This window comes from Kitasatospora sp. SC0581 (assembly GCF_048159585.1).
In the GTDB taxonomy this organism is placed as follows: domain Bacteria; phylum Actinomycetota; class Actinomycetes; order Streptomycetales; family Streptomycetaceae; genus Kitasatospora.
Window position 1 is genome coordinate 497,804 of sequence record NZ_JBLRWA010000001.1, and the last position, 21,613, is coordinate 519,416.

A 21,613-nucleotide genomic window follows, 5' to 3' on the forward strand; every position below is an offset into this window, starting at 1 on the left:
GTTTGACGATCCCGCGGCGGTCTGGCACGCTCACGGCGAGCATTCGAACCATCTAGTTCGTTCGGTTGGAGTCATGATGCCCCGGATCGATCCGGCTGTCCTGCCCGAGCCCGAGCCACCCGCGGCCCCCGCGCCACCCGGGCCCACACCGCCCGCGACGACGCCACCGGACCCTGTGCCCCGGCCCGCCGCCACGGGCCGGCGGCTGCCCCTGGTGATGGCGCTGGCCTGCGGCGTCAGCGTGGCCAACGTCTACTTCCCGCAGGCCCTCACTCCGCTCGTCGCCGACGGCCTCGGCATCGCACCGGGCACCGCGGCGAACCTCGCCACGGTCACCCAACTCGGCTACGCCACAGGGATCTTCCTGCTGGTCCCGCTCGGCGACCGGCTCCCCCGCCGCCCGCTGATCACCGTGCTCCTGGTCGTGACGGCCTGCGCGCTGCTGGCCGCCGGGCTCGCCCCGGCCGCCGGCCCGCTGGTCGCGGCCGGCGCGGTCGTCGGCCTCGCCACGGTGGTCCCCCAGCTGCTCCTCCCGCTGGCCGCCGGCCTGGTCGCATCCGACCGGCGCGGCGCCGTGATCGGCACCCTCCAGGGCGGCCTGATCGGCGGCATCCTGCTGGCCCGCACCTTCGGCGGCGTCCTCGGCGAACAGCTCGGCTGGCGCGCCCCCTACCTGGCCGCCGCCGCCCTCACCGCGCTGCTCGCACTCGCCCTCGGCCTGGCCCTGCCCGCCACCCCGCCCGCCGTCCGCGACCGGTACCCGGCCCTGCTCGCCGACACCGTCCGGCTGCTGCGCACCGAACCCGCCCTGCGCCGCTCCGCACTCGGCCAGGCCGCGCTCTTCGGCGGCTTCAGCGCCACCTGGACCGCGCTCGCCCTGCTGCTCACCGGCCCGCCCTACCGGCTCGGCGCCCAGGCCCTCGGCCTGCTGGCCCTGATCGGGGCGGCGAGCATGTTCTGCGCCCCGGCCGCCGGCCGCCGGGTCGACCGGCACGGCCCGGACCGGGTCAACGCCTGGTGCACCGGCGCCACCCTCGCCGCGGCCGCGGTACTCGCCGCCGGCGGCACCGGCGGCGCGACGGGCCTCGTCGCGCTGGCCGCCGGCCTCCTGCTGCTGGACCTGGCCGTGCAGTGCGGCCAAGTCGCCAACCAGGCCCGGATCTTCGCACTGCGCCCGGAGGCCCGCAGCCGGCTGAACACCGCCTACATGACCTGCTCGTTCCTCGGCGGCAGCGCCGGCTCCTGGCTCGGCATCCGCCTCCACGCCCAGCTCGGCTGGCCGGGGGTGTGCGGCCTCGTCGCGCTCACCGCGGCCGCCGCCCTGGCCGCCCTGCGGACCGGGGTCAGGGCCGGGGCCGGTCGCTGAGCCGCTTCCAACCGCTTCCACCAGACCACCACGTCACCGCATCACCACATCCCGAAGGAGTTCCCATGACGTTCCCGGCCATGCCGCCCGCCGTCCTCCAGTTCTTCCGCGCCTCCCAGGAAGGCGACGCCGACGCCTGGGCGGGGTCCTTCGCCGAGGACGGCGTCTTCCACGACCCGGTCGGCGCGCCGCCGATCACCGGTCGCCCCGCGATCCACGCCTTCATCTCCTCCGTCCTGCCCGGGTTCCGCCCCTTCCTCGGGCTGACGCCGCTGGAGGCGCACACCGTCGGCAGCCACGTCGCCGTCTCCTGGCGGGGCGCGGCCGTGGCCCTGGACGGCAAACCGGTCAACTGGTCCGGCATCAACGTCTACGAGCTGGACGACACCGGCCTCATCCGCGAGGCCCGGGCGTACTTCAACAGCGCCGTCTTCCAGGCCCAGCTCACCGGCTGACCGTCCGGGGCGGACCTGATCGCGGCCGCCCCGCGATCAGGTCCGCCCCGGGAGGCCGTCCAGCCGGCCTCGCGCCGCCGGATCCGCTTCGCCCGCGCCCACGTACAGGGCATGTTCCCGGGTCTGCCCCACCGGCCCGCCTCCCACGACACTCCCGGCGCTCGGCACCGGCCGGACGAGCCGGCTACAGCCGCTCGCGCTCGCGCTGGTTCCGGGACTTGAAGCCGCACCTGCTCTGCGGCCCGGCCTGCCCGCCCGCCCGCCCGCCCGCCCGCCCGCCCGCCCGCGACCGTCCTACCGCAGCCTCACGCCATGGCCCGGCAAGCATTCCCTGAAGTCCTGATCGAGTCCGTCAAGCGCCGACTCGGCCCCGAACAGCACAGCGGCCGCACCGTCGCCCGCCCACTGATCGCCTACGACCACTGCCCGAATCGGACCTACTCGTCCAGGCCCGCCTCGGCGAGAGCGGTCCGGGGGTCGGTGGTCCACGGGCTCATCCGCCCCACCCGGCCTCAGTCGCCGAGCAGGCGCAGGGCCTGGCGCAGGTTGTGCTCGGCGATGGCGGCCATCGCCTCGCGGGCCGGGAAGGGCCCGTCGAGCAGGCGCAGCGGTCCCGCCGTCAGCGAGAGGCGCTGGGCCAGTGCGTAGAGGGCGAGCCGGTCCTCGTCGAGGCCGTCCGCCGCCAGCGGCCGGTAGTCGGCCCGGGGCAGGCGGATCCGCAGGAAGACGTGCTCCCACTCGACGTCGAAGTACATCGTGCCCTCGATGTCGATCAGCACCGGGCGGCCGTCCGCGTCCACCAGCACGTGGTCGGGCCCGAGTTCGCCGTGCACCACCGGGTACTCGGCGCGCGGGCGCACCGCTGCCGCCAGGGCCCGCAGCCGGTCCGCGCACCGGTCCCGGGCTTCCGCGATCCGGGGGTCGCGCGCGGCCGCCTCGGCGAGGTCGCGCAGCGCGCGGTCCAGCACGACGCCCTCGCACGACGGCCCGTGCGACGCTCCTCCCCCGTCGACCACCGCCACCTTCCCGTAGCGGGGCGCCCGGTGGCCGCGCATGGCGCCCAGTGCCTCGCCGAGCCGGGCCAGGACCGGGGCGGCGGCGTGCGGGTCGCGGGCGAGCAGCTTCTCCAGGCTCTCGCCGGGGACGTCCTCGACGATCGCGAGGTCGGCCGTGCGGTCGGCCGCGGGAGCGGCCGTGCCCGGGGCACTCCCGCCGTCCCGGTGCGTGGCGCGCTCGACGAACCGGAGCGCCGGGACCCGGACGCCGAGCGCGTCCAGCCGCGTGTGCGCGGCCTCGAACAGGTCGAGTCCGAGGCCGGGCGAGAACGGGTCGGCGAGGTCGTCGTCGCCCTCGGCCGCCGGCCAGTAGTTCTCGGTCCGGTCCCAGCGGTAGGCGATCGCCGTCGTCCCGTCGTCCATCCGCAGGCGGTAGACGCCCTTCTTGCTGCCGCCCGCCAGCCGCTCGACCGCTTCCAGCCGCCGCCCGCCGCCCAGCGCGGCCCGCGCCGCACCCGCCAACCGTTCCCGCACCACTGCCCCGCCCCTCGTCGTCCCGGTCGGCGGCACCCTACCGCCGCAGGTGGCGGCTCACGTCGCCGACCAGGGTGATCCGCACCCGCCGCTCGGCGAACCGCCACCGCCCGTCCTCCCCGCGCGCGAAGCGGTCGTGGTACCGGCCCCCGGCGATGGCCTGCAGCGGAAGCCCGGGCAGTGCCTGCAGCACGGTGACGTAGGAGCGGGCGACCGCCGTCCCCGCCGGCTCGTCGACCTCGACCGCCACGTTGGTGGTGACGTGCTGGGTCCGCGGTGTCCCGTCGGCGTGGATGATCACCGTCTCCCGGAACATCGCCTCGATCGCCTCGCCGCCGCGCACCGGCTCGCCGCTGCCGACGAAGACGGCGTCGGCGAGCAGGGCGCCGAGGCCCGCGAAGTCGCCGTCGTCCACGAGTTCGGCGTAGCGCGCGATCAGGTTCTCGATCGCCCGGTGGCTCGGCACCGGATCGACGGGCGCGGTCATGGTCTCCCCCGGGGCCGGACGGCGGTCATCTCCCCTGATGTTCCCACGCCTTGATCGGGCGTCGGGTCCCGATGGGGCACGGCGGCGGCGACCACGGGAAGCACCCGGCAGCTCGCCGTGCCCGCGTGGCGAGCGGCGTCCGGCGACTACCGGACGGATGCCTCGGCCAGGCGGGAGATCTCGGCGGCGACGGCCTCCGGTTCGGCGGCGACGGTGACGCGGGCGACGCCGTCCAGGCCCGGGTGGCCGCCGACCCGGACGGAGTGCCGCGCGTTGCGCAGCAGGTCGAGGTCGTTGATGTCGTTGCCGAAGGCGTTGTAGGCGTCGATCCCCAGCGAGGTCAGCGCCTCCCACTTGTTGGTGGTGCCCGGGGCGAAGTCGATGATCGCCTCGTCGAGGTGGTGGTTGACGGTCATCCCGAGCGCGCGGCCGGCCTCGGCGAGGGCCGCCAGGTCGGTCGCGTCGACGACCAGGAACTTGACGACGGCGGGGAGTTCGGCGAGCTCGACCCGGCGGGCGAGGCCGCCCTGGTCGACCCGGCCGCGGATCGGGTGGTCGGCCGGGCCGGTGTAGGCGTAGTCCCACGGGCCGTCGGCGAGGTAGCCGGCCCGGAACCGCTCGACCTCGGCCAGCAGCCGCCCGAGCTCACCGGCCTCGAACGCGGCCCGCGCCCGCACCTGTCCGTCGACGGAGACCAGGCTGCCGTTCCCGCCGATCAGCGTGGCGGTGGGGAAGGCCCCGTCGAGGACGGGCAGGAGGTCGCGCACCGGCCGGGCGGAGGCGAAGACCAGCTGGTGGCCCGCCCGCTCGCAGGCGTCGAGGGCGGCGAGGATCCGACTGTCGATCGTCCGCCCGTCGAAGCAGAGCGTGCCGTCGATGTCGAAGACCGTGGTGCGGGCGCTGGAGGAGATCATAAGACGATGCTATCCAGCCGGTGCCGTACACGATCCACCACCGGTCCCGCCCGGGAACGCCCCCACGAGCCGGGCCCCTACTGGTAGTCGTCCATCAGCTCGCGGTCCACCGTCATGGCGGCCCGGTCCAGGGCCGGCAGGCCCAGGTGCTCGCAGATCAGCGCGGTGAGCCGCTGCTCGTGGTCCGGGCTCTCGGCGAACTCGCCCCCGATGCCCAGCCCGGCCGCCGTGACGAGGGGGGCCAGCGCGTTGGGCCAGCGCTCCCCGACGCGCTCGGCGCCCTCGTAGTCGACGCACGAGGAGATCCGGCCGTCCCGGTAGTGGTACGCCTTGGGGTCGTGGGCCTTGACGATGCAGGGGTTGGGCACGAACACCACCAGTTCGGCGCCCTCGGGGCAGAGCCCGCGGTAGTCGATGTCGTCGTAGTCGTTGCGGGACGGGTTGAGCATGGGGTGCACGATCACGCCCCACTCGCCGGGCGCCGGCTCCTCGCCCCGGGCGAAGGGCGGACGGTGCCGCGCGGTCAGCCCGTCGGCCACCGCGGCCCGGGTGGTTCCCCGGAAGTACACCAGGACGGTCTCGTCCTCTCCGTAGCCCTGTCCTTCCAGCCAGTCGATGGGGCCCCGGTGGATCCAGTCGTAGTCGGTCATGATCGACACCGTAGCCCTCGGCACCGACACGGGCGCCGGGACGGCCTTCGGGCGGCCCTCGGAGCGGCCCTCGGAGCGGCCGGAGTGGGAAGTCGGCCCGGCCGACTTCCTGCTCCCGAGGCCGGGACGGTCACGCGCGGGCCGGGCCGTTCGCCGGCCGCGCCGCGCGGCGGTGGCGGCGGACGGCGTCGCGGTTGGCGCAGCGCTGGGTGCAGTAGCGCTTGCGGCCGGTCCGGGTGGTGTCGGCGAAGACGGTGGCGCACTCGGCGACGGCGCACCGGCCGAGCCGGTGCATGCCGCGGCCCACCAGGTGGAAGGCGGTGCCGACGGCGATCAGGGTGGACAGCACGGCGCCGAACGACTGGTGGTCGTCGCGGTAGTGGAGGTGCCAGCCGCCCGTGTGGTCGGTCAGCCGGGGGTGGGCGGCGTCGGCGGCGAGCATCCGGTTGAGCCGCTCGGCCCGTTCGCGGTCGTCGGCCGCGTCGACCACCGACTCCCAGGTGTCCAGCAGGGCCAGGATGCGCGCCAGGTCCGCCGGCCGGACCGGCCCGTCGACCACCAGCCCGGCCGCGCGGCAGCGGTCCGCCAGTTCCTCGGCGGTCCCGGGGCGCCGGTTGGCCAGGGCCGCGGCCAGGTGCACGGCGCTCTCGCCGTAAGGGTTGAGGTGCATAAGACCATGACAGCAGGCTGCTGGGCATGCGTCAGCACACCGACACCGGAAAGCCTTCCGCACCGGCGACTTCCACCTCACCGACTTCCGATCCGACGACTTCCGCACCGGCGGCTCCCGGGGACACCGCCCGCCCGATCCGGTACCGCTGGGTGGTCCTGGCCGTCGCCACCGTCACCCAGGCCGCCTCCGGCTTCTTCGTCCAGGGCATCGGGGCGATGGCCGTCCCCCTGCAGCACGCGCTGTCCCTCAGCACCAGCCAACTCGGCCTGCTCCTGTCGGCCTCCCAACTGGTGCCGCTGGTCGGCCTGTTGGTGGCCGGCGAGCTGCTGGACCGGTACAACGAGCGCTGGGTCGTCGGCCTCGGCGCCGCCGTGGTCGCCGCGGCCCTGCTCCTCGGCAGCCTGGCGCAGGGGTACGCCTCCCTGCTGGCCGTCCTGCTGGTCGTCGGCGCCGGGTACAGCACCGTGCAGCCGGGCGGCAGCAAATCGGTGGCCTCCTGGTTCGACCCGGCCCAGCGGGGGCTGGCCATGGGCGTCCGCCAGGCCGGACTGCCGCTGGGCGGGGCGCTCGCCGCCGCCGTACTGCCGCTGGTGGCCGTGGCGTACGGGTGGCGGGCGGCACTGGTGGTCGGCGGGCTGGTCGCGTTCCTGGGCGCCGGGCTCTTCACGGCCCTCTACCGGCGCCCGCCGACCGCCCCGCCGGTACGCCCCGCTCCCGCCCCGGCTCGCGGCAATACCCCGGGCCCCGTGGCACCGACGGCCTCCGTCCGCGCCCGGCTGCGGATCCTCCGTGAACCGGCCATGGCCAGGCTCCTGTTCTCCGGCCTGGCCCTGGTCTCGGTGCACAGCGGCATCGGCGTGCTCGGCGCCCTGTACCTCCACGACGTGACGGCCCTCGGCCCCGGCGCCGGCGCCGCCGTCCTGGTGGCGGTCCAGGTCGCGGGGGCGGTCGGCCGGATCGCGCTGGCGGCCTGGAGCGACCGGAGCCGCGCCGGGCGGTACCGGCCCGTCCTGTTCTGCCTGGCCGCGGTGGTGGCCGGGCTGGTGGTCCTGACGACGCCGGCGGGCCGGTCCCCCGCCGCGGCCGCCGTCCTGTTCACCTGGCTCGGCTTCTTCGGGATCGGCTGGTACGGCCCCTGGGTGGCCCACCTGGCGGAGTCGGCGCCACCGGGCCGGACCGGCTTCGCCCTCGGCCTGGTCATGGCGGTCAACCAGGTGGCCGTCGTCGTGGTCCCGCCCGCCCTCGGGCTGCTCCGCGACACCACCCACGGCTTCACCGCCACCTGGGCGGCCCTCGCCGCGACCACGGCCGTGACCCTCGCGGCCACCGCCCGCCGGGGTGCCGGCGGGCGCGGCACCCCTCCCCGGCCCGGGCGGCACACCGCCGGGTAGCGTACGGCCGTGAACAACGAGACGCCTCCCGGGTGGTACCCGGTCCCCGGCCCGGACGGCGCCCCGGGCCACGAGCGCTGGTGGGACGGCAACGCCTGGACCGGCGACGTCCGGCCGGCCCAGGGCGCCTACGGCTACCCGGGCCAGGAGGCGTACCCGGCGCAGCAGGCGTACCCGGCCTACCCGGTTCACCCGTCCCAGCAGGCCTACCCCGGCGCGGGCTACGGACAGCCCGGCCCCGGCTACCCGCCCCCGGCCCCGACTCCCAAGCGGGTCAAGCCCGGCGTGCTCATCAGCATCGCGGTCGGCGTCCTGGCGATCGGCGGCAGCGTCGCCGGGATCGCGCTCAGCCACGGCGGCGACCCGGCGGCGGACCCGACCACCGACCCCACCGTCCCCGTCACCAGCAGCACCGGCCCGACGACCAGCCCCACCCCCGCCCCGAAGCCGTCCACGCCCAAGCCCGCCCCGGTCCTCCGGAGCACCGTCGCGAACAAGCAGCACTCGATCACCCTGCCGCTGTTCGAGGGCTGGGAGGTCTCCGCGACCGACACCCCGCAGTGGTCGGTCTACCTCGGCAGCGGCCGCTACACCTGCGCGAACGGCAAGGCGTGCATCCGCGGCCGGTTCTCGGTGGAGAAGAACACCGTCCAGGGCGACACCCCCAAGGCCGCCGCCGACGCCGCCATGCCGACGGTCGCCAAGCAGATCTTCAGCGGGATGGCCTCGCAGACCGACTACGGCTCGGGCACCATCACCGTGGCCGGCGTGGCCGGGTACGCGACCCGCTGGCACATCACCAACACCGACGGCACCCAGGGCTTCGTCCTGCTGGCCGCCCTCCCCGCCAAGGGCGGCGGCTACGTGGTCTTCGACGGCGGCGTGGACGAGGACCCGGCCGCCCCGGACGTCTCGGTGCTCGACCAGATCCTCCTGGGCGTCAAGAAGGACGACACCCCGACCAGCGGCACCTGACACACCGCTCCGGGGCGCCGCCGGCCGCCCGGTTCCACCGCCGTGGGGCCAGGCCGCCGCAGCGTTCGGCGCAGGGCCGACAGCCATCCTCGTCCAGGGCCGCCGAAGCGTGGGCCCACTCGGGCACCGGCGCACCGGAACCCACGACAGCCATCCGCCACGGCGGACGCCACAGGACCACCCGACGCGGGCACCCGCCCCCGGCTACGCCGGTTGGTCGCCCGGGAGTTGGTCCGGCAGCGAGGACGGCGGGAGGGGGCGCGGGCGGGCGGTGGGGCTGTCGCTGCGGCGCAGGACGAAGACCACCGGCAGGGCGATCAGGCTGGGCCCGGCGAGCAGGCCGGCCAGCCACTGGCGGCCGTCGAGGCCGACGAGCACCGAGCCGACGAGCATCCCGGCGGCGAGCACGAAGCCGGCCACCAGGCCGCCGACGTAGAGCTGGTGGGCGCGCTGGTCGCGGCGTTCCCGGGCCGCGATCCGGGCGCGCTCGGTCGCGTGCTCCTCCTTGAGGCGGACCGTTTCGAGGGACGCCCGGTGGCGCTCCCTGGCCGTCTCCCGGGTGTGCTCTCGCTGGAGTTCCAGTTCGAGGTGCTCCAGGGCCACCCGCAGGTGCTCGGGCGGGAGTTGGGCCCACTGGGTGGCGATCTCCAGGGCCGTCGGGCGGCGGAGGCGGCCTTCCTCGGGGGTGGTCACCGGTCGTCACCTCGGGGTGCGGGGGCGGACTGGTCGGGGCCGTGGGCGGAGCCCGGCGGCGGGCCGAGGCGGAGGAACAGCCGCTCCAGGCCCGTGGCGACGGTCTCGGCGGCCGCCGGGGTCAGCGGGTCCTGGGCGTACTCGTGCAGGGGACGGTAGCGGGAGGCGGCACCGCTCCCGACGATCACCAGGTCGTCGTCCCGCCCGGTGGAGTCGATCCGCCCCGGGAGGACGGCGCTTCCGGCGACGGGGCCCTTGACGACCGGCGGGCCGGCCGGGTCCCCCATCTCCCAGGCCACCGAACTCTCCGGCAGCGGGGCCGCCCGGCCGGGCGCCCGCCCGGCCGCGGAGCGGGGCGCCCCCCACGAGGCGACATCCCCTCCCCGCCCGGCCCCGCTCCCCCGCCGCCGCGGCCACAGGACCGCCAGCAGCACCAGCACGGCCGGCCCCGCCGGTACGGCCGCCCACCAGCCGATCCCGGTGGCGGCGTACAGCGTCAGCGACACCGCCCACACCAGGGCGACCGAAACGCCGTAGGCCACCTGTCTGTTCCGCATCCCGCCCCCGCACCCCCTCCGACCGGTTCGAACTCAGGCCCGAGCTTCGACCCGAGCCTACCCACGACGTGGGCCCCTCGACCGGACAACCCGGTCGAGGGGCCCACGAAGTGACGTCGGATCAGCTGTGCTGCGGCGCGGGCAGCGTCGCCGATCCCCCGAGCAGCGGCCACTCCCGGTGGAAGGGCGGCAGCGGCAGCTTGCCCTCGATGATCGGGGTGCCGAAGACCTTCAGGTGAGCGAGCAGCGAGCCGTTCAGGTCGACGCCGCCGACCAGCGACCAACTGCCCTGCACCTGAGGCGGGTTGCCGGAGGAGTCGGCGACCAGCGAGCCCTCGGCCTGGGCGCGCAGGTAGGGGGCGACGGTGGCCTCCACGCCGACGGTGTCGTACAGGCCGAGGCTGATCTCGGCGCCGAGCGCGGCCCGCACGCCCGCCTTGCCGTTGAGCCGCACGTGCACCGGGGTGACCTTGGTCTCGGCGCTGGTGACCGGGGTCCAGCCCTTGCCGCCGGTGTAGTCGGCGCGGACCGCCCAGGTGCCGGTGGCGTCCTGCTCCGCCTCCAGGTGAACCTGGCCGTCCGCGCTGACCTCCAGGTAGCACGTGAGGCCGAGGTTGACGACCACCGGCAGGCCGGCGACCGTCAGCACCGGGCTGGCCTGCAGCTTGGCGAAGGGCACCCGGATGGGCGCCGCGCCGGTGCTGCGGGCGGCGTCGCCGGTGACCTTCCACTGCGCGTGGGCGCCGAGGTCGAAGCCGATCGAGGCGGTGCGCGGACTGCCGGCCGCGGCGCCGTGGTAGGCGAAGTGGACGGCCGGGTGGAGCTGGAGCGAGCCGGAGGCGTCGAGGCTGGCGCCGTCGGGCAGCGGGACGGGGGCCTTGAGGTTCACCTCCAGGGTGCCGGAGGCGTCGGCCTGGACGCCGTTGCCGGTCAGGCCGGCGGTGGCCTTGAGGTCCTTGACCAGCGGGGTCACCGTGATGCCGTGCGGGTCGACGGGGACGTTGCCGTCGGCCTCGGTGCCGCCGAGGAGTTCGGCCAGGGTGGCCGGGCGGGTGGTCAGGGCGAGCGTGTTGCCCGCGCCGGGGCGGACGCCGGTGACGGCGACCAGTGCGCCCTGCGGTGCGGCGGCGGTGGGCGGGCTGGCGATCAGCTGCCCGGGCTGGACGGCGGCGGCCGCGCTGGGGGCGGCGCTCGGCACGGCGCTGGGAGAAGCGCCAGGAGCGGTGCCGGGGGCGGCAGTTGGCGAGGTCGGGGCCGTGGCGCCCGGCCCCGTCGCCGACAGCACCGCCGTCCCGCCCGCCGGGTCGTACGCCGTCAGCTGGAGGTTCTTCGTCGCCGCCGTGACCGCGCCACCGTCCCTGCCGGGGCTGCCGATCGCGGCCTGCTGGTCGCCGGCGGGCGCGGCGGTGACGGGCGCCTTGCCCGGGGTCGGACGGCCGGTGGCGGGACTGGCCGCTCTGGCGTGCGGGGTGGCACCGGCGGGCCGGGCGGCGGCGGCCGGGCTGCCCCCGGCGGCGGTCGCGGCCGGGTCGGCGACGGTGGCGGCGGCCGGTTCGGCACCGGCCTGGGTGGCGCCGGGGTCGGTCGGCCCGCACGCGGTGGCCCCGGCGAGGATGAGGGTGAGGGTGAGGACGGCGGGGCCGGAGGCCCTGCCTATGGAACTTTTGAACACGCGGCGTCATGTTACTGACGAGGAATAAGTTTGTCGAAGACAGGCCAAAAAAGCCAGCTCGATCATGTTTAACCGCAGGTCAGTGGAGGCGTGCCGATCCTCCCAGCCGCGCCGCCGGCAGCGGCGCCCCGTCCGGGACCACAGCGGAGGCCCCACCCCCGCCCGACAGCTCCGCGAGGTACCGCGAGCGCGCCATCGGCTCGGCCCCGAGGCTCCGCACGTGCGGCCCGTCCCACTGGGCGTCGAGCAGCCGCCCGCCCGCCGCGCCGAACCGCGCCCCGAGGTCGGCGACGGCGACCCGGGCGGCGTCCGGGCGGCGGTGGAACATCGAGTCCAGGCTCAGCACCGGCCCGACCGCGATCCCGAACACCCCGCCGATCAGCTCCTCCCCCTCCCACACCTCCCCGCTGTGCGCCGCCCCCAGCTCGTGCAGCCGCACCAGCACCTCCGCCAACTCCTCGGTGAGCCAAGCCGGTTGACGTCCCTCGGCGCACGCCGCCAGCACCCGCCCGAAGGCCCGGTCCGCGCTCGTCCACCACGTGGACCGGTTGCGCAGCCGCCGCGCCAGCCGGCTCCCGAGCCGGACGCCGTCGGGCGCGATCACCGGCCGGGGGTCGGGCGACCACCAGGCGAGCGCGTACGGGTCCGCCCCGCCGGGCAGCAGGGCCACCTCCCCCGCCTCGACGTCGTCCCCGTACACCGCCTCGTTGTACGCGCTCGCGTACACGTCCGCCGCCGGCAGCGGGAACAGCCCGCGCCGGTACGCCGCCAGCAGCCCGCCGGGGCCGAGCGCGCCCAGCGACCCGCCGAAGGCCACCGGGCCGTCGCCGGGCCCGTGCCGCACGTCCAGCGCGCCGAGCACATCCAGTGCTTCGAGCGCCTCGGAGGGGCTCACGGCGACGCCGCCCGCAGGAAGCCCTCCCGCTCCAGCCCCGCCAGGTAGTGGTCGATCAACCCCGCCTCCACCGGCGGCAGTTCGATCCCGCTCCCGGCCAGCGCCGCGTCCGCGTTCGCCCGCTCGAACAGCGGGAACGTCGGCCGGAAGTACATCTCGCTGACCGACAGCTCCGACCCCGGCGCGCGGTCCACGAACAGCGGGACGAACGGCGCGATCGGGTGCGTCGGGTTCCCGGCGGCGAACCGGACCAGCCGCCGCACCCAGTCCCCGTACGGCAGCGGGGCGATCCGGTGGCCGCGCACCCGCAGCCGCTCGGCGAGGTCGGCGAGGGTGCCCGGGCGCGGGGAGGTGAGGTGGTAGACCTCGCCGGCGGCGGGTGCGTGGGCGGCGATGTGCGCGACGGCCCGGGCGAAGCGGTCGGCGGGGACGAAGTCGAGCAGCAGCCGCACGTCCGGGTAGGTCCCACTGTCGGCCACGTAGGCGATCAGCGCGCACAATTCCGTGCCGGTGTTCATCGCCCCGGACGCGAGGTCCCCGGTGACGTCGTTGGTGCGCAGCACGGTGACGGGCAGCCCGGCGGCGGCCGCGTTGTGCAGCAGCTGTTCGGCGACCCACTTGCTCTCGACGTAGCCGACGCCGAGCCGTTCGGGGTGGGCGAGCGGGGTGCGCTCGGTGACCTTCGGGACGCCGGCCGCGCCGAAGCCGGCCAGCACGGCGAGGGTGGAGAGGTAGTGCACGGGGATGCCCCGGCTGTGCCCGGCGAGCCGGACGACCTCCCGGGTGCCGCCGACGTTGGCGCCACGCAACTGGTGGTACGGGTAGAGGAAGTTGACCTGTCCGCCGAGATGGTGGATCGCGTCCAGGTGCCCGGCCAACCAGTCGAACCGACGGTCCGTCAGGCCGAGCTTCGGCCGGGTGAGGTCGCCGACCAGCGGCACCACCCGCCGGTCGGCGAGGTCCTGCCGCAGGAAGCGCTGCCGGGCCGCCCGCAGCCGTTCCAGCGCGTGTTCCTCGTCGGGCGCGCGGACCAGGCAGTGGATGCGCGCCCGGGTGGTGGCGAGCAGCGCGTGCAGCAGGTGGGCGCCGCAGAAGCCGGTGGCGCCGGTGAGCAGGATCTCGGCGGGTTCGGCGCGGGAGGGCGCCGGACTCCAGGACTGCCGGAGGTCCTCGGTGAGCCGGGCCTCCGCGAACCAGTCGACCGCGGCGTCCCGTACGGCCCCGGCGGGGGTGTCCCCGCGCGCCGCCGACAGCGCCGCCGCGAAGGCGCGCAGGACGGGCTCGCGCAGCAGCGCCCGGGTGAGCGTGCGCACCTGCCCGACGTCGACGCCGAGCAGGATCCGGGCCCGCGCCAGCATCTCCATCGCGAGCAGCGAGGTGCCGCCGAGCGCGAAGAAGTCGCCGTCCGGGCCGATGTGTTCGACGCCGAGCAGCTCCGCCCACAGCTGCCCGACGGCCGCCTCCAGCGCCCCGTCTCCGGCGGGGCCGGGTGCGGGAGCCGGCGAAGGGGTCGACGGGGGAACGGGAGCCGACGCCGGGGAGCGCACCGGCGCGTGCGGCAGCCGCCGCCGGTCGATCTTCCCCGCCGCCGTGAGGGGCATCGCCTCCAGCGGCACGAACTCGGCCGGCACCAGGTACTCCGGCAGCCGGTCGGCCAGGAACGCCCGGAGCCCCGGCGCCCCGACGGCCGTCCCGGAGGCGGGCGTGTAGTACGCGGTGAGCGTGCGGCTGCCGTCGGCCGACTCGCCGTCGGCCGCGACCCGGGCCTGCCGGACGTCGGGGTGCGCGGCCAGGACGGCCTCGACCTCGGCCGGGTCCACCCGGTGCCCGCGCACCTTCACCTGGTCGTCGAAGCGGCCGAGGATCTCCAGCTGCCCGTCCGCCCGCCAGCGCCCGGCGTCGCCGGTGCGGTACATCCGCTCGCCGGGCAGCGGCGCGTACGGGTCGGGCAGGAAGGACTCGGCGGTGAGCCCGGCCTGCCGCCAGTAGCCCCGGGCCAGTCCGGGCCCGCCGAGGTGGATCTGCCCCTTCTCCCCGGGCCGGACGGGGCGCAGCCGGGCGTCCAGCACGTGCACCCGCACCCCGGGCAGCGGCCGTCCGATCGGCACGGGCGCGGCCGGGGTGCCGCCCGCCCCCGCGGAGCTTCCGCCGCCCCCGTCGAGCAGCTCCGCGGTGACCTCGCAGAGCGTCGAGGTGACGGCCGCCTCGGTGACCCCGTACGCGTTGAGCAGCCGGGCGCCCGGCAGCCGGTCCAGGCAGTGCCGGCTGTCGGCGGCGTGCACGGCGTCCCCGCCGACCACCACCAGGCGCAGCCCCTGGGGGCCGGGCCCGCCGGGCGGGAGCAGGTCGAGCAGGTGGTGCCAGTAGGCGGGGGTGAGGTCGGCGACGGCCAGGCCCAGCCCGGGCAGCCGGCCGGCCAGCTCGGTGGGCGCCCAGGTGCCGCCCGCGCCGCCGCCCCCGCCGAGCACCACCGTCGCGCCCGCGAGCAGCGCGCCGAACGCCTGCTCCAGCGCGGTGTCGGAGCCCAGCGCGGCCAGGTGCAGGACGCGTTCGCCGGGGCGCAGCCGGTAGGCGTGGACGATCCGGTCGAGGGTGAACAGCAGTGCGCGGTGGGTGACGGGGACGCCCTTGGGGCGGCCGGTGGTGCCGGAGGTGTAGATCAGGTAGGCGAGGTCGTCGGGGACGGCGCCGTCGTCCCCGGCGAAGTACGCCCCGGGGTTCAGGGGCTCCCCGCCGTCCTCCGGCCCGGGCGCGGACACCCCGAGCACGGACACCCCGGGCACGGACACCCCGGGCACGGACACCCCGGGCACGGACACCCCGGGCACGGACACCCCGGGCACGGAAGCCCCGGACACAGACACCCCGGGCGCCTCCGGGAACCCGTCACCGTCCGCGACCACCACCCGCGCCCCGCAGTCCTCGACCAGCCGGGCCAGTCGCCGCGGCGGGTGGGCCGGGTCCAGCGGCAGGAAGGCCCCGCCGGCCTTGAGCACGGCCAGCCAGGCGGTGACCAGGCCCGCCCCGCGGTCCAGGCAGACCGGCACCACCTGCTCCGGGCCGGTCCCGCGCGCCCGCAGCGCGGCGGCCAACCGGTCGCTGCGCAGGTCGAGTTCGCGGTAGCTCAGCGTGGCGTCCGCGGCGATGACGGCAACCGCGTCCGGGTCGTGCGCCGCCCGCGCGCGGAACAGCCCGTGCACCGTGTCCGCGAATCCGGCGACGGTGTGCGGGAATCCGGCCGACGGGTCCGCCGATCCGGCCGTCGGGTCGGCGATTCCGCCCGCCGCCCGCCGCACCGGGGCGCCGTCGGGGAAGCCCAGCCCGGCCGGGCGCCACTCGCGCTCCACCCAGTCCCGGCAGTCGGCCCGTCCGGCCGGCCCGTGGACCTGCTGCCAGCCGGCCGGGACGGTCAAGTCGCCCGGCCAGATCGCATACTGACCGTTGCCGTTGCGGACCACGGCGTGACGGCCGGAGTTCGCATCCGTTCGTACGCCCTGTGCGCTGTCTACTGCGTCGTCCACCGGCTTGACCTCGTGCTGTGGCGGCAGAATGCTGGGGAGTGCGACATTTCCGACTATACGCACTCCTGCCCCGTCGAGGACGTCCGGTCGCACCCCCCACCGGACGCCTCGCTGCTGCGCGAAAGCGCCCATCCGCCCCACCCGGACCGGCTCCAACGCCCGGCCCGTCCCGTCCTCACCCGAACTCCCCCGCCCGACCGGCGGGGTGATGTCGTGGAGGAGGTAGCCTCGTTGACTCGCCGGCGACAACACCTGATGGTCTGTTACCTGCTCTGGATGGTGCTGTTCACCGGCATCTACTACGCGAATCCCGGCCAGCGGATCATCTGGTGGACCGGCATCGGCCTCGGCGGCGTCGCCGCCATCGTGGTCGGCGTCCGCCTCAACCGTCCCGCGCACGCGCGCTACTGGTACGTGCTGGCGCTCGCCAACCTCAGCTTCACGGTGGGCGAGGTGGTGCAGGCCGTCCAGTTGGACATCCTGCACGTGCCCAACCCGTTCCCGTCCGTCGCGGACGGCTTCTACCTCGCCGAGTACGTGCTGTACGCGGTCGGCGTGCTGGGCTTCATCCGCTGGCGCACAGCTCGTCAGGACCGCGCCGGGCTGCTCGACGCCCTCGTCCCCACCATGGGGCTGGCCCTGCTCGCCTGGATCTACCTGATCCTCCCGTACGCCCGGAACCCGGACCTCGACTGGTTCCAGAAGGCCGTCTCGATCGCCTACCCGCTCGGCGACGTGGTCGTGCTCGCCCTGCTGCTGCGGCTGCTGACCCCGCGCGGCGGCAACTCCCGCTCCCTGCAGCTGCTCGCCGTCGGCTCGCTCGGCATCATGGTCTCCGACGTGCTGTACGGGCTGATCCAGCTGCACGGCACCTGGCACATCGGCACGCCCGTCGAACTCGGCTGGGCCGCCTTCTACACCGCCTGGGGCGCGGCGGCGCTGCACCCGTCGATGGTCGAGCTGACCCGGCCGGTGCCCACCCAGCAGCCGGACCTGAGCACCGCCCGGCTGGTGCTGCTCACCCTCGCCTCGCTGATCGCCCCGGCGATCCTGATCATCGAGGCACTGGCCGGCAACACCAGCAACGCGGGCGTGATCGGCGCCTTCTCGGCGGTGCTCTACCTGCTGGTGCTGGCCCGGCTGGCGGTGGTCGTCTCCGCCCGCAGGCAGGCCGTGGCCCGCGAGCGGGCGCTGCGCGAGGCGGGCGCCCGGCTGACCGCGGCCGTCACGGTGGGGGAGGTCGCGGACGCCGTCCAGTCCGCCGCCTCCACCCTGATGCCGGCCGAGGCCGGGCACGTCGCCCTGCTCTCCGTCGCCGAGGCCGGGGTGCTGCACGTCCGGCACGCCGGGAGCGACACCCCCCGGCCCACGCCCGGGGACACCGCGCAGTCCGACCGGGTGCTGGAGCTCGCCACCGCCCGGGAGACCGTGCTGCTGCCCGTCGGCTCCCTCGGCCTGGACCCGGCCGCCACCCCGGCCGACGGCGGCCTCCTCGCCCGCCTCGGCGGCATGCCGTACGCCCTGGTCTGCCCGCTCACCCTCGCCGAGCGCCCCTCCGGCGACCCGCTGATCGGCGCGCTCGTCGTCACCGGGACGGAGCAGGAGCTGGCCGGCCTCTGGAGCTCGCTGGAGATCCTCGCCGCGCAGGCGGCCCTCGCGGTCGAGCGGGTGGTGCTGAGCCGCGAGGTCACCCAGCGCAACAGCGAGCTGTACTTCCGCACGCTGGTGCAGAACGCCAGCGACGTCATCCTGATCCTCGACGCCGACGACGGCGTGCGCTACGCCTCCCCGTCCGCCGCGACGGTGCTCGGCCGCCCCGACCTGGCCGGCACCCCGCTGACCGACCTGGTCCCGCCCGAGGACAGCCGGGAGGTCGGCAAGGCGCTGGCCCGGATGCGCGGGACCGCCGAGCCGCCCCGGGGCGAGCAGCCGCGCGAGCACTGGCGGCTGCTGCGCCAGGACCGCACCCCGATCGAGGCCGAGGTCCGCTCCGACGACCTGCGCGCGGACCCGACCGTCGGCGCCCTGGTGCTCACCCTGCGCGACGTGACCGAGCAGCGGCAGATGGAGCGCGAGCTGACCCACCGGGCCTTCCACGACTCGCTGACCGGCCTGGCCAACCGGGTGCTGTTCCAGGACCGGGTCGGGCACGCGCTCTCCCGGGGCGAGCGCAGCGGGGCCGTCACCGGGGTGCTCTTCATCGACCTGGACGACTTCAAGGTGGTCAACGACACCCAGGGGCACGCGGTCGGCGACGAGCTGCTGGTAGCCGTCTCGCTGCGGATCTCCACCGCGCTGCGCGCCTCGGACACCGCCGCCCGGCTCGGCGGCGACGAGTTCGCCGTCCTGGTGGAGGACGCGAGACGGCCCGCCGACGTGGACACCATCGCGTCCGGGGTGCTGGCGGTGTTCGCCGAACCGTTCAAGCTCACGTCGGGCACGGTGCGGGTGACGGCCAGCATCGGTGTGGCGACCACCGAGGACAGCGTGGACGCGACCGAGCTGCTCACCCACGCCGACCTCGCGCTCTACTCCGCCAAGGCGGCCGGCCGCCGCCAGTGGCGCCACTACCGGCCGGCCCTCCAGACCGGCATGGTGGAGCGGCACGAGCTGAACGAGCACCTCGACTCGGCGATCGCGGAATCAGCCTTCCAGCTGTACTACCAGCCGATCGTCGACCTGCGCTCGGGCGATCTGGTCGCCTTCGAGGCGCTGGTCCGCTGGCCGCACGACCGGCGCGGCATGGTGCTGCCCGACGAGTTCATCGCCCTCGCCGAGGAGAGCGGCCAGATCGTCCCGCTCGGCGCCTGGGTGCTGGAACGCGCCGCCCAGGAGGTCGCCGCCTGGCACGCCGCGAGCTCGGCGGCGCGGACGGCCGCCGGCCGGCCTCCGCTGCGGGTCAACGTCAACGTCTCGGCCCGCCAGTTCCGCGACGCCGGCTTCGTGGACGTGGTCCGCCGGGCGCTGGCCGCCACCGGCATCGACCCCCACACCCTCGTCCTGGAGCTCACCGAGTCGGTCCTGATGCGCCGCGACGACCGCGTCCACGCCGACATGGCCACGCTGTCCGGACTCGGTGTCGGCATCGCCATCGACGACTTCGGGACCGGCTACTCCTCGCTGTCCTACCTGCGCGAGTTCCCGATCTCCCTACTCAAGATCGACAAGTCCTTCATCGACGGCCTCGGCCACTCGCCCCAGCAGTACGCCCTGGTCGAGGGCATCACCCGGATCGCCGACACCCTCGGGGTCCAGGTCATCGCCGAGGGCATCGAACACCCCGACCAGCGCGACCTGCTCGCCGCCATGGGCTGCCCGCTCGGCCAGGGGTACCTCTTCGCCCACCCCATGGACTCCCCCCACGCCCGCGCCCTGGTCCGCCGGACCTCCTACGAGCCGGTCTGAAGACCTCCCCGGCTACACCTTCCGCAGGGCGCGCGACAGCACCGTGAGCAGCGCCAGTGTCGGCCTCGCGTGCCCCGCCTCGACGGCCCGGACGTCGGCCTCGGCGAGGCCCGTGCGAACGGCGAGGTCGGGGAGGGTGAGACCGAGGGCGGTGCGGCGGGCCCGGACGGCGCGGGCCAGGGCGTCGGCGGGGTCGCCGTCCGGGTGGGCGGGGAAGTCCTCGATCAGGGGGCGCGCCAGATCCACCGAACTCTCCTCATCGGCCTGCGGGGCGCACAGTTTGACACGCCGTCAGCCCTGGACGGCCCCAAGTGGAGGTCAAGGTTCCTTGACCTCCACTTGGGCCTCCCCCGCCGTCAGGAGTCGGCGCGGACCAGGTCGAGCAGCCCCGGAAAGCGCTGGTCGAGGTCGTCGCGGCGCAGCGTGGCGGCCCGGCTGTTGCCGCGGTCGACCTGGCGGATCAGGCCGGACTCGCGCAGCACCCGGAAGTGGTGGGTGAGGGTGGACTTGGAGACCGGGAGGTTGAACGAGGCGCAGGTGCGCGCCGCCCCCTCGCCCTCCCGCAGCAGGGCCGCGACCACGCCGTAGCGCAGCGGGTCGGCGAGCGCGCCCAGGACGGTGCGCAGGTCCATCTCCCCGGTCGAGGGGTGGCCTTCGGCGTCGGGCATCGGTTCCTCCTCCGCAAGGTATGGGTTGCATCGTACCTCGGCGCCGTGACAGCTTTAGGTTCGATCAAATCCGTACCTGGCCACCCCGTGGCCGGTTCAAGCCTGGAGTCACACCCCCTTGAGCACGCAGCCCACACAGGCCGCACAGCCGACGCAGGCCGTGCCGGCCGCGCCGTCAGACGCCCCCGACCAGCAGCGACGCCCCGCCCACACCCCCGTCCTCGCCGCCGTCCTCCTCGCGGTCTTCGTCGTCCCGATGTCCATCTCCGGCACCGCGGTCGCCCTCCCCCGGATCGGCGCCGGCACCCACGCCGACCTCGCCCCGCTCCAGTGGGTGGTCAACGCCTTCAACGTGGCCTTCGCCTGCTTCACCCTGGTCTGGGGCTCGATCGCCGACGTCATCGGCCGGGCCAGGGCCTTCGCCGCCGGCGTCGCCCTCTACGCGCTCGGCTCGCTCGCCAGCGCCGTCGCCGCCGACGTGCTCTGGCTGGACGCCGCCCGCGCCCTCACCGGCATCGGCGGCGCCGCGATCTTCTCCTGCGGCGCGGCGATCCTCTCCACCGTCTTCGACGGCCCGGCCCGCGCCAGAGCCTTCGCGCTGTTCGGCACCGTCGCCGGGGCCGGCGTCGCCCTCGGCCCGTCGCTGGCCGGCGTGCTGGTGCAGGGCCTCGGCTGGCGCTGGGTGTTCGCGGTGCACGCCGTCGCCCTGGCGTTCGTCCTACTCGCGCTGCCCGCGATCGCCCGCGCCGTGGCCGCCACATCCGCCGGCAGCGGCGGCACCGGCGGCGGGCGGATCGACGTCCCCGGCAGCGCGCTGTTCGTGCTCGCCATGGTGCTGCTCACCACCGCCATCGTCCAGGGCTCCCAGTGGGGTTGGGGCAGCGCGGGCGTGCTCGGCCTGTTCGCCGGCGCGGTCGCCGTACTCGGCGTCTTCGCGGCCGTCGAGCACCGCAGCGCCCACCCGATGCTGGACCTCGGCCTGCTGCGCGACCGCCGCTTCCTCGGCCTCTGCCTGGTGCCGGTGGCCGCCTCCTTCGGCTTCGTCACCGTGCTCACCTACCTGCCGAGCTACCTGACCGCCGTCACCGGCCGCGGCACCGGCGCCGCCGGGCTGCTGATGCTGCTGCTCACCGCACCGGTACTGGTCCTGCCGATGCTCGCCGCCAGGCTGGTCGCCCACGGCATGCGTCCGCTCACCCTGGTCCTCCTCAGCCTGGCCTGCCTGGTCGCGGGCGACCTCGCCCTCACCCTGCTCTCCCCCTCCGCCACCGTGCTGCTGCTCGCCGCCCCGATGCTCATCACCGGCGCCGGAATGGGGCTGTCGGCCGGCCTGGTCGACGGCCAGGCGCTGGAGTTGGTCGACCCGGCCAAGGCGGGCATGGCGGCGGGCTTCCTCAACACCCTGCGCCTGGGCAGCGAGGCCGTCGCCGTCGCGGTGTACGGCTCCGCGCTGGCCACCGTGCTCGGCACCCGGGTCGCCGACGGCATCGGCGCCCACCCGGGCGCCTCCCGGGCCGGCGAGGTCGCCGACCGGGCGGCCGGCGGGGACCTCACCGGCGCCGCCGAACTCTCCGGCGCCACCGACCACCGCGCCTTCACGGACTTCCTGGCGCACGCCTACGACTCGGCCTTCCACTCCGTGCTGTGGGGCCTGGCGGCCGTCGGCGCGCTGCTCGCCGTCCTCATCGCGCTGCTGCTGCGCGGCTCCTCCGCCAGGACCACGGTCTGACGGACGCCAACCGGCCCGCCGCCACGAGGGCGA

The 21,613-nt window shown here is 75.7% G+C and carries 18 protein-coding genes; 6 read left to right on the plus strand and 12 right to left on the minus strand.

Annotation, left to right across the window (positions count from 1 at the left end):
* The first annotated feature begins 217 nt into the window (after nucleotides 1-217).
* Nucleotides 218-1,366: an MFS transporter gene (locus tag ACLWS4_RS02125; protein ID WP_416873295.1), complete on the plus strand. Its 1,149-nt coding sequence runs from the start codon at nucleotides 218-220 to the stop codon at nucleotides 1,364-1,366.
* Between the two features lie 65 nt (nucleotides 1,367-1,431).
* On the plus strand, nucleotides 1,432-1,821 hold the full coding sequence (locus ACLWS4_RS02130; RefSeq protein WP_049655217.1) for a nuclear transport factor 2 family protein: 390 nt from the start codon (nucleotides 1,432-1,434) through the stop codon (nucleotides 1,819-1,821).
* A gap of 512 nt (nucleotides 1,822-2,333) precedes the next feature.
* Here ACLWS4_RS02130 and ACLWS4_RS02135 read toward each other — a convergent pair.
* The 5 genes from ACLWS4_RS02135 to ACLWS4_RS02155 all read right to left on the minus strand — a co-directional run bounded on the left by ACLWS4_RS02135 (nucleotide 2,334) and on the right by ACLWS4_RS02155 (nucleotide 6,071).
* Nucleotides 2,334-3,353, minus strand: coding sequence for a phosphotransferase (locus ACLWS4_RS02135; protein WP_416873172.1), 1,020 nt, complete (start codon nucleotides 3,351-3,353; stop codon nucleotides 2,334-2,336).
* Between the two features lie 34 nt (nucleotides 3,354-3,387).
* Entirely contained in the window at nucleotides 3,388-3,837 is a 450-nt protein-coding gene (locus ACLWS4_RS02140; protein WP_375874486.1) for a nuclear transport factor 2 family protein, read from the minus strand.
* 146 nt (nucleotides 3,838-3,983) lie between these two features.
* Nucleotides 3,984-4,751 (minus strand): HAD hydrolase family protein, encoded by a 768-nt coding sequence (locus ACLWS4_RS02145; RefSeq protein ID WP_416873173.1) that lies wholly within the window; start codon nucleotides 4,749-4,751, stop codon nucleotides 3,984-3,986.
* 77 nt (nucleotides 4,752-4,828) lie between these two features.
* Complete coding sequence (locus ACLWS4_RS02150) at nucleotides 4,829-5,401, minus strand: hypothetical protein (protein ID WP_416873174.1); 573 nt, start codon at nucleotides 5,399-5,401, stop codon at nucleotides 4,829-4,831.
* 130 nt (nucleotides 5,402-5,531) lie between these two features.
* Nucleotides 5,532-6,071, minus strand: coding sequence for a CGNR zinc finger domain-containing protein (locus ACLWS4_RS02155; RefSeq protein ID WP_416873175.1), 540 nt, complete (start codon nucleotides 6,069-6,071; stop codon nucleotides 5,532-5,534).
* Nucleotides 6,072-6,097: 26 nt separating this feature from the next.
* Between ACLWS4_RS02155 and ACLWS4_RS02160 the strand changes: the two genes are divergently transcribed.
* Nucleotides 6,098-7,465: an MFS transporter gene (locus ACLWS4_RS02160; protein WP_416873176.1), complete on the plus strand. Its 1,368-nt coding sequence runs from the start codon at nucleotides 6,098-6,100 to the stop codon at nucleotides 7,463-7,465.
* Between the two features lie 9 nt (nucleotides 7,466-7,474).
* Nucleotides 7,475-8,440 carry a DUF2510 domain-containing protein gene (locus ACLWS4_RS02165; protein ID WP_416873177.1) on the plus strand — a complete coding sequence of 322 codons (966 nt, stop codon included), beginning with the start codon at nucleotides 7,475-7,477 and terminating at the stop codon, nucleotides 8,438-8,440.
* 204 nt (nucleotides 8,441-8,644) lie between these two features.
* On the opposite strand, the gene ACLWS4_RS02170 is transcribed toward ACLWS4_RS02165, so the two are convergent.
* From ACLWS4_RS02170 to ACLWS4_RS02190, 5 genes are all read right to left on the minus strand, one after another.
* Nucleotides 8,645-9,133 (minus strand): hypothetical protein, encoded by a 489-nt coding sequence (locus tag ACLWS4_RS02170; RefSeq protein ID WP_416873178.1) that lies wholly within the window; start codon nucleotides 9,131-9,133, stop codon nucleotides 8,645-8,647.
* The gene (locus ACLWS4_RS02175) at nucleotides 9,130-9,675 is read right to left on the minus strand and encodes a hypothetical protein (protein WP_416873179.1); all 546 of its coding nucleotides are present in this window, start codon (nucleotides 9,673-9,675) and stop codon (nucleotides 9,130-9,132) included. The genes ACLWS4_RS02170 and ACLWS4_RS02175 overlap by 4 nt, the downstream gene beginning before the upstream one ends.
* A 136-nt stretch (nucleotides 9,676-9,811) precedes the next feature.
* Nucleotides 9,812-11,362 (minus strand): hypothetical protein, encoded by a 1,551-nt coding sequence (locus tag ACLWS4_RS02180; RefSeq protein WP_416873180.1) that lies wholly within the window; start codon nucleotides 11,360-11,362, stop codon nucleotides 9,812-9,814.
* Between the two features lie 79 nt (nucleotides 11,363-11,441).
* A complete protein-coding gene (locus ACLWS4_RS02185) occupies nucleotides 11,442-12,257 on the minus strand; it encodes a leucyl/phenylalanyl-tRNA--protein transferase (protein ID WP_416873181.1) in 816 nt (271 codons plus the stop codon).
* Entirely contained in the window at nucleotides 12,254-15,778 is a 3,525-nt protein-coding gene (locus ACLWS4_RS02190; RefSeq protein ID WP_416873182.1) for an amino acid adenylation domain-containing protein, read from the minus strand. Before ACLWS4_RS02190 ends, ACLWS4_RS02185 begins: the two co-directional genes overlap by 4 nt.
* Nucleotides 15,779-16,009: 231 nt before the next feature.
* On the opposite strand from ACLWS4_RS02190, the gene ACLWS4_RS02195 reads away from it, so the two are divergent.
* Complete coding sequence (locus ACLWS4_RS02195; RefSeq protein WP_159028424.1) at nucleotides 16,010-19,183, plus strand: putative bifunctional diguanylate cyclase/phosphodiesterase; 3,174 nt, start codon at nucleotides 16,010-16,012, stop codon at nucleotides 19,181-19,183.
* A gap of 12 nt (nucleotides 19,184-19,195) precedes the next feature.
* Here ACLWS4_RS02195 and ACLWS4_RS02200 read toward each other — a convergent pair whose 3' ends face one another.
* Nucleotides 19,196-19,429 carry a helix-turn-helix domain-containing protein gene (locus tag ACLWS4_RS02200; protein ID WP_049650998.1) on the minus strand — a complete coding sequence of 78 codons (234 nt, stop codon included), beginning with the start codon at nucleotides 19,427-19,429 and terminating at the stop codon, nucleotides 19,196-19,198.
* A gap of 110 nt (nucleotides 19,430-19,539) precedes the next feature.
* Nucleotides 19,540-19,851: an ArsR/SmtB family transcription factor gene (locus tag ACLWS4_RS02205; RefSeq protein ID WP_416873183.1), complete on the minus strand. Its 312-nt coding sequence runs from the start codon at nucleotides 19,849-19,851 to the stop codon at nucleotides 19,540-19,542.
* Nucleotides 19,852-19,969: 118 nt separating this feature from the next.
* On the opposite strand from ACLWS4_RS02205, the gene ACLWS4_RS02210 reads away from it, so the two are divergent.
* Entirely contained in the window at nucleotides 19,970-21,580 is a 1,611-nt protein-coding gene (locus ACLWS4_RS02210; RefSeq protein ID WP_416873184.1) for an MFS transporter, read from the plus strand.
* Nucleotides 21,581-21,613: the final 33 nt, after the last annotated feature.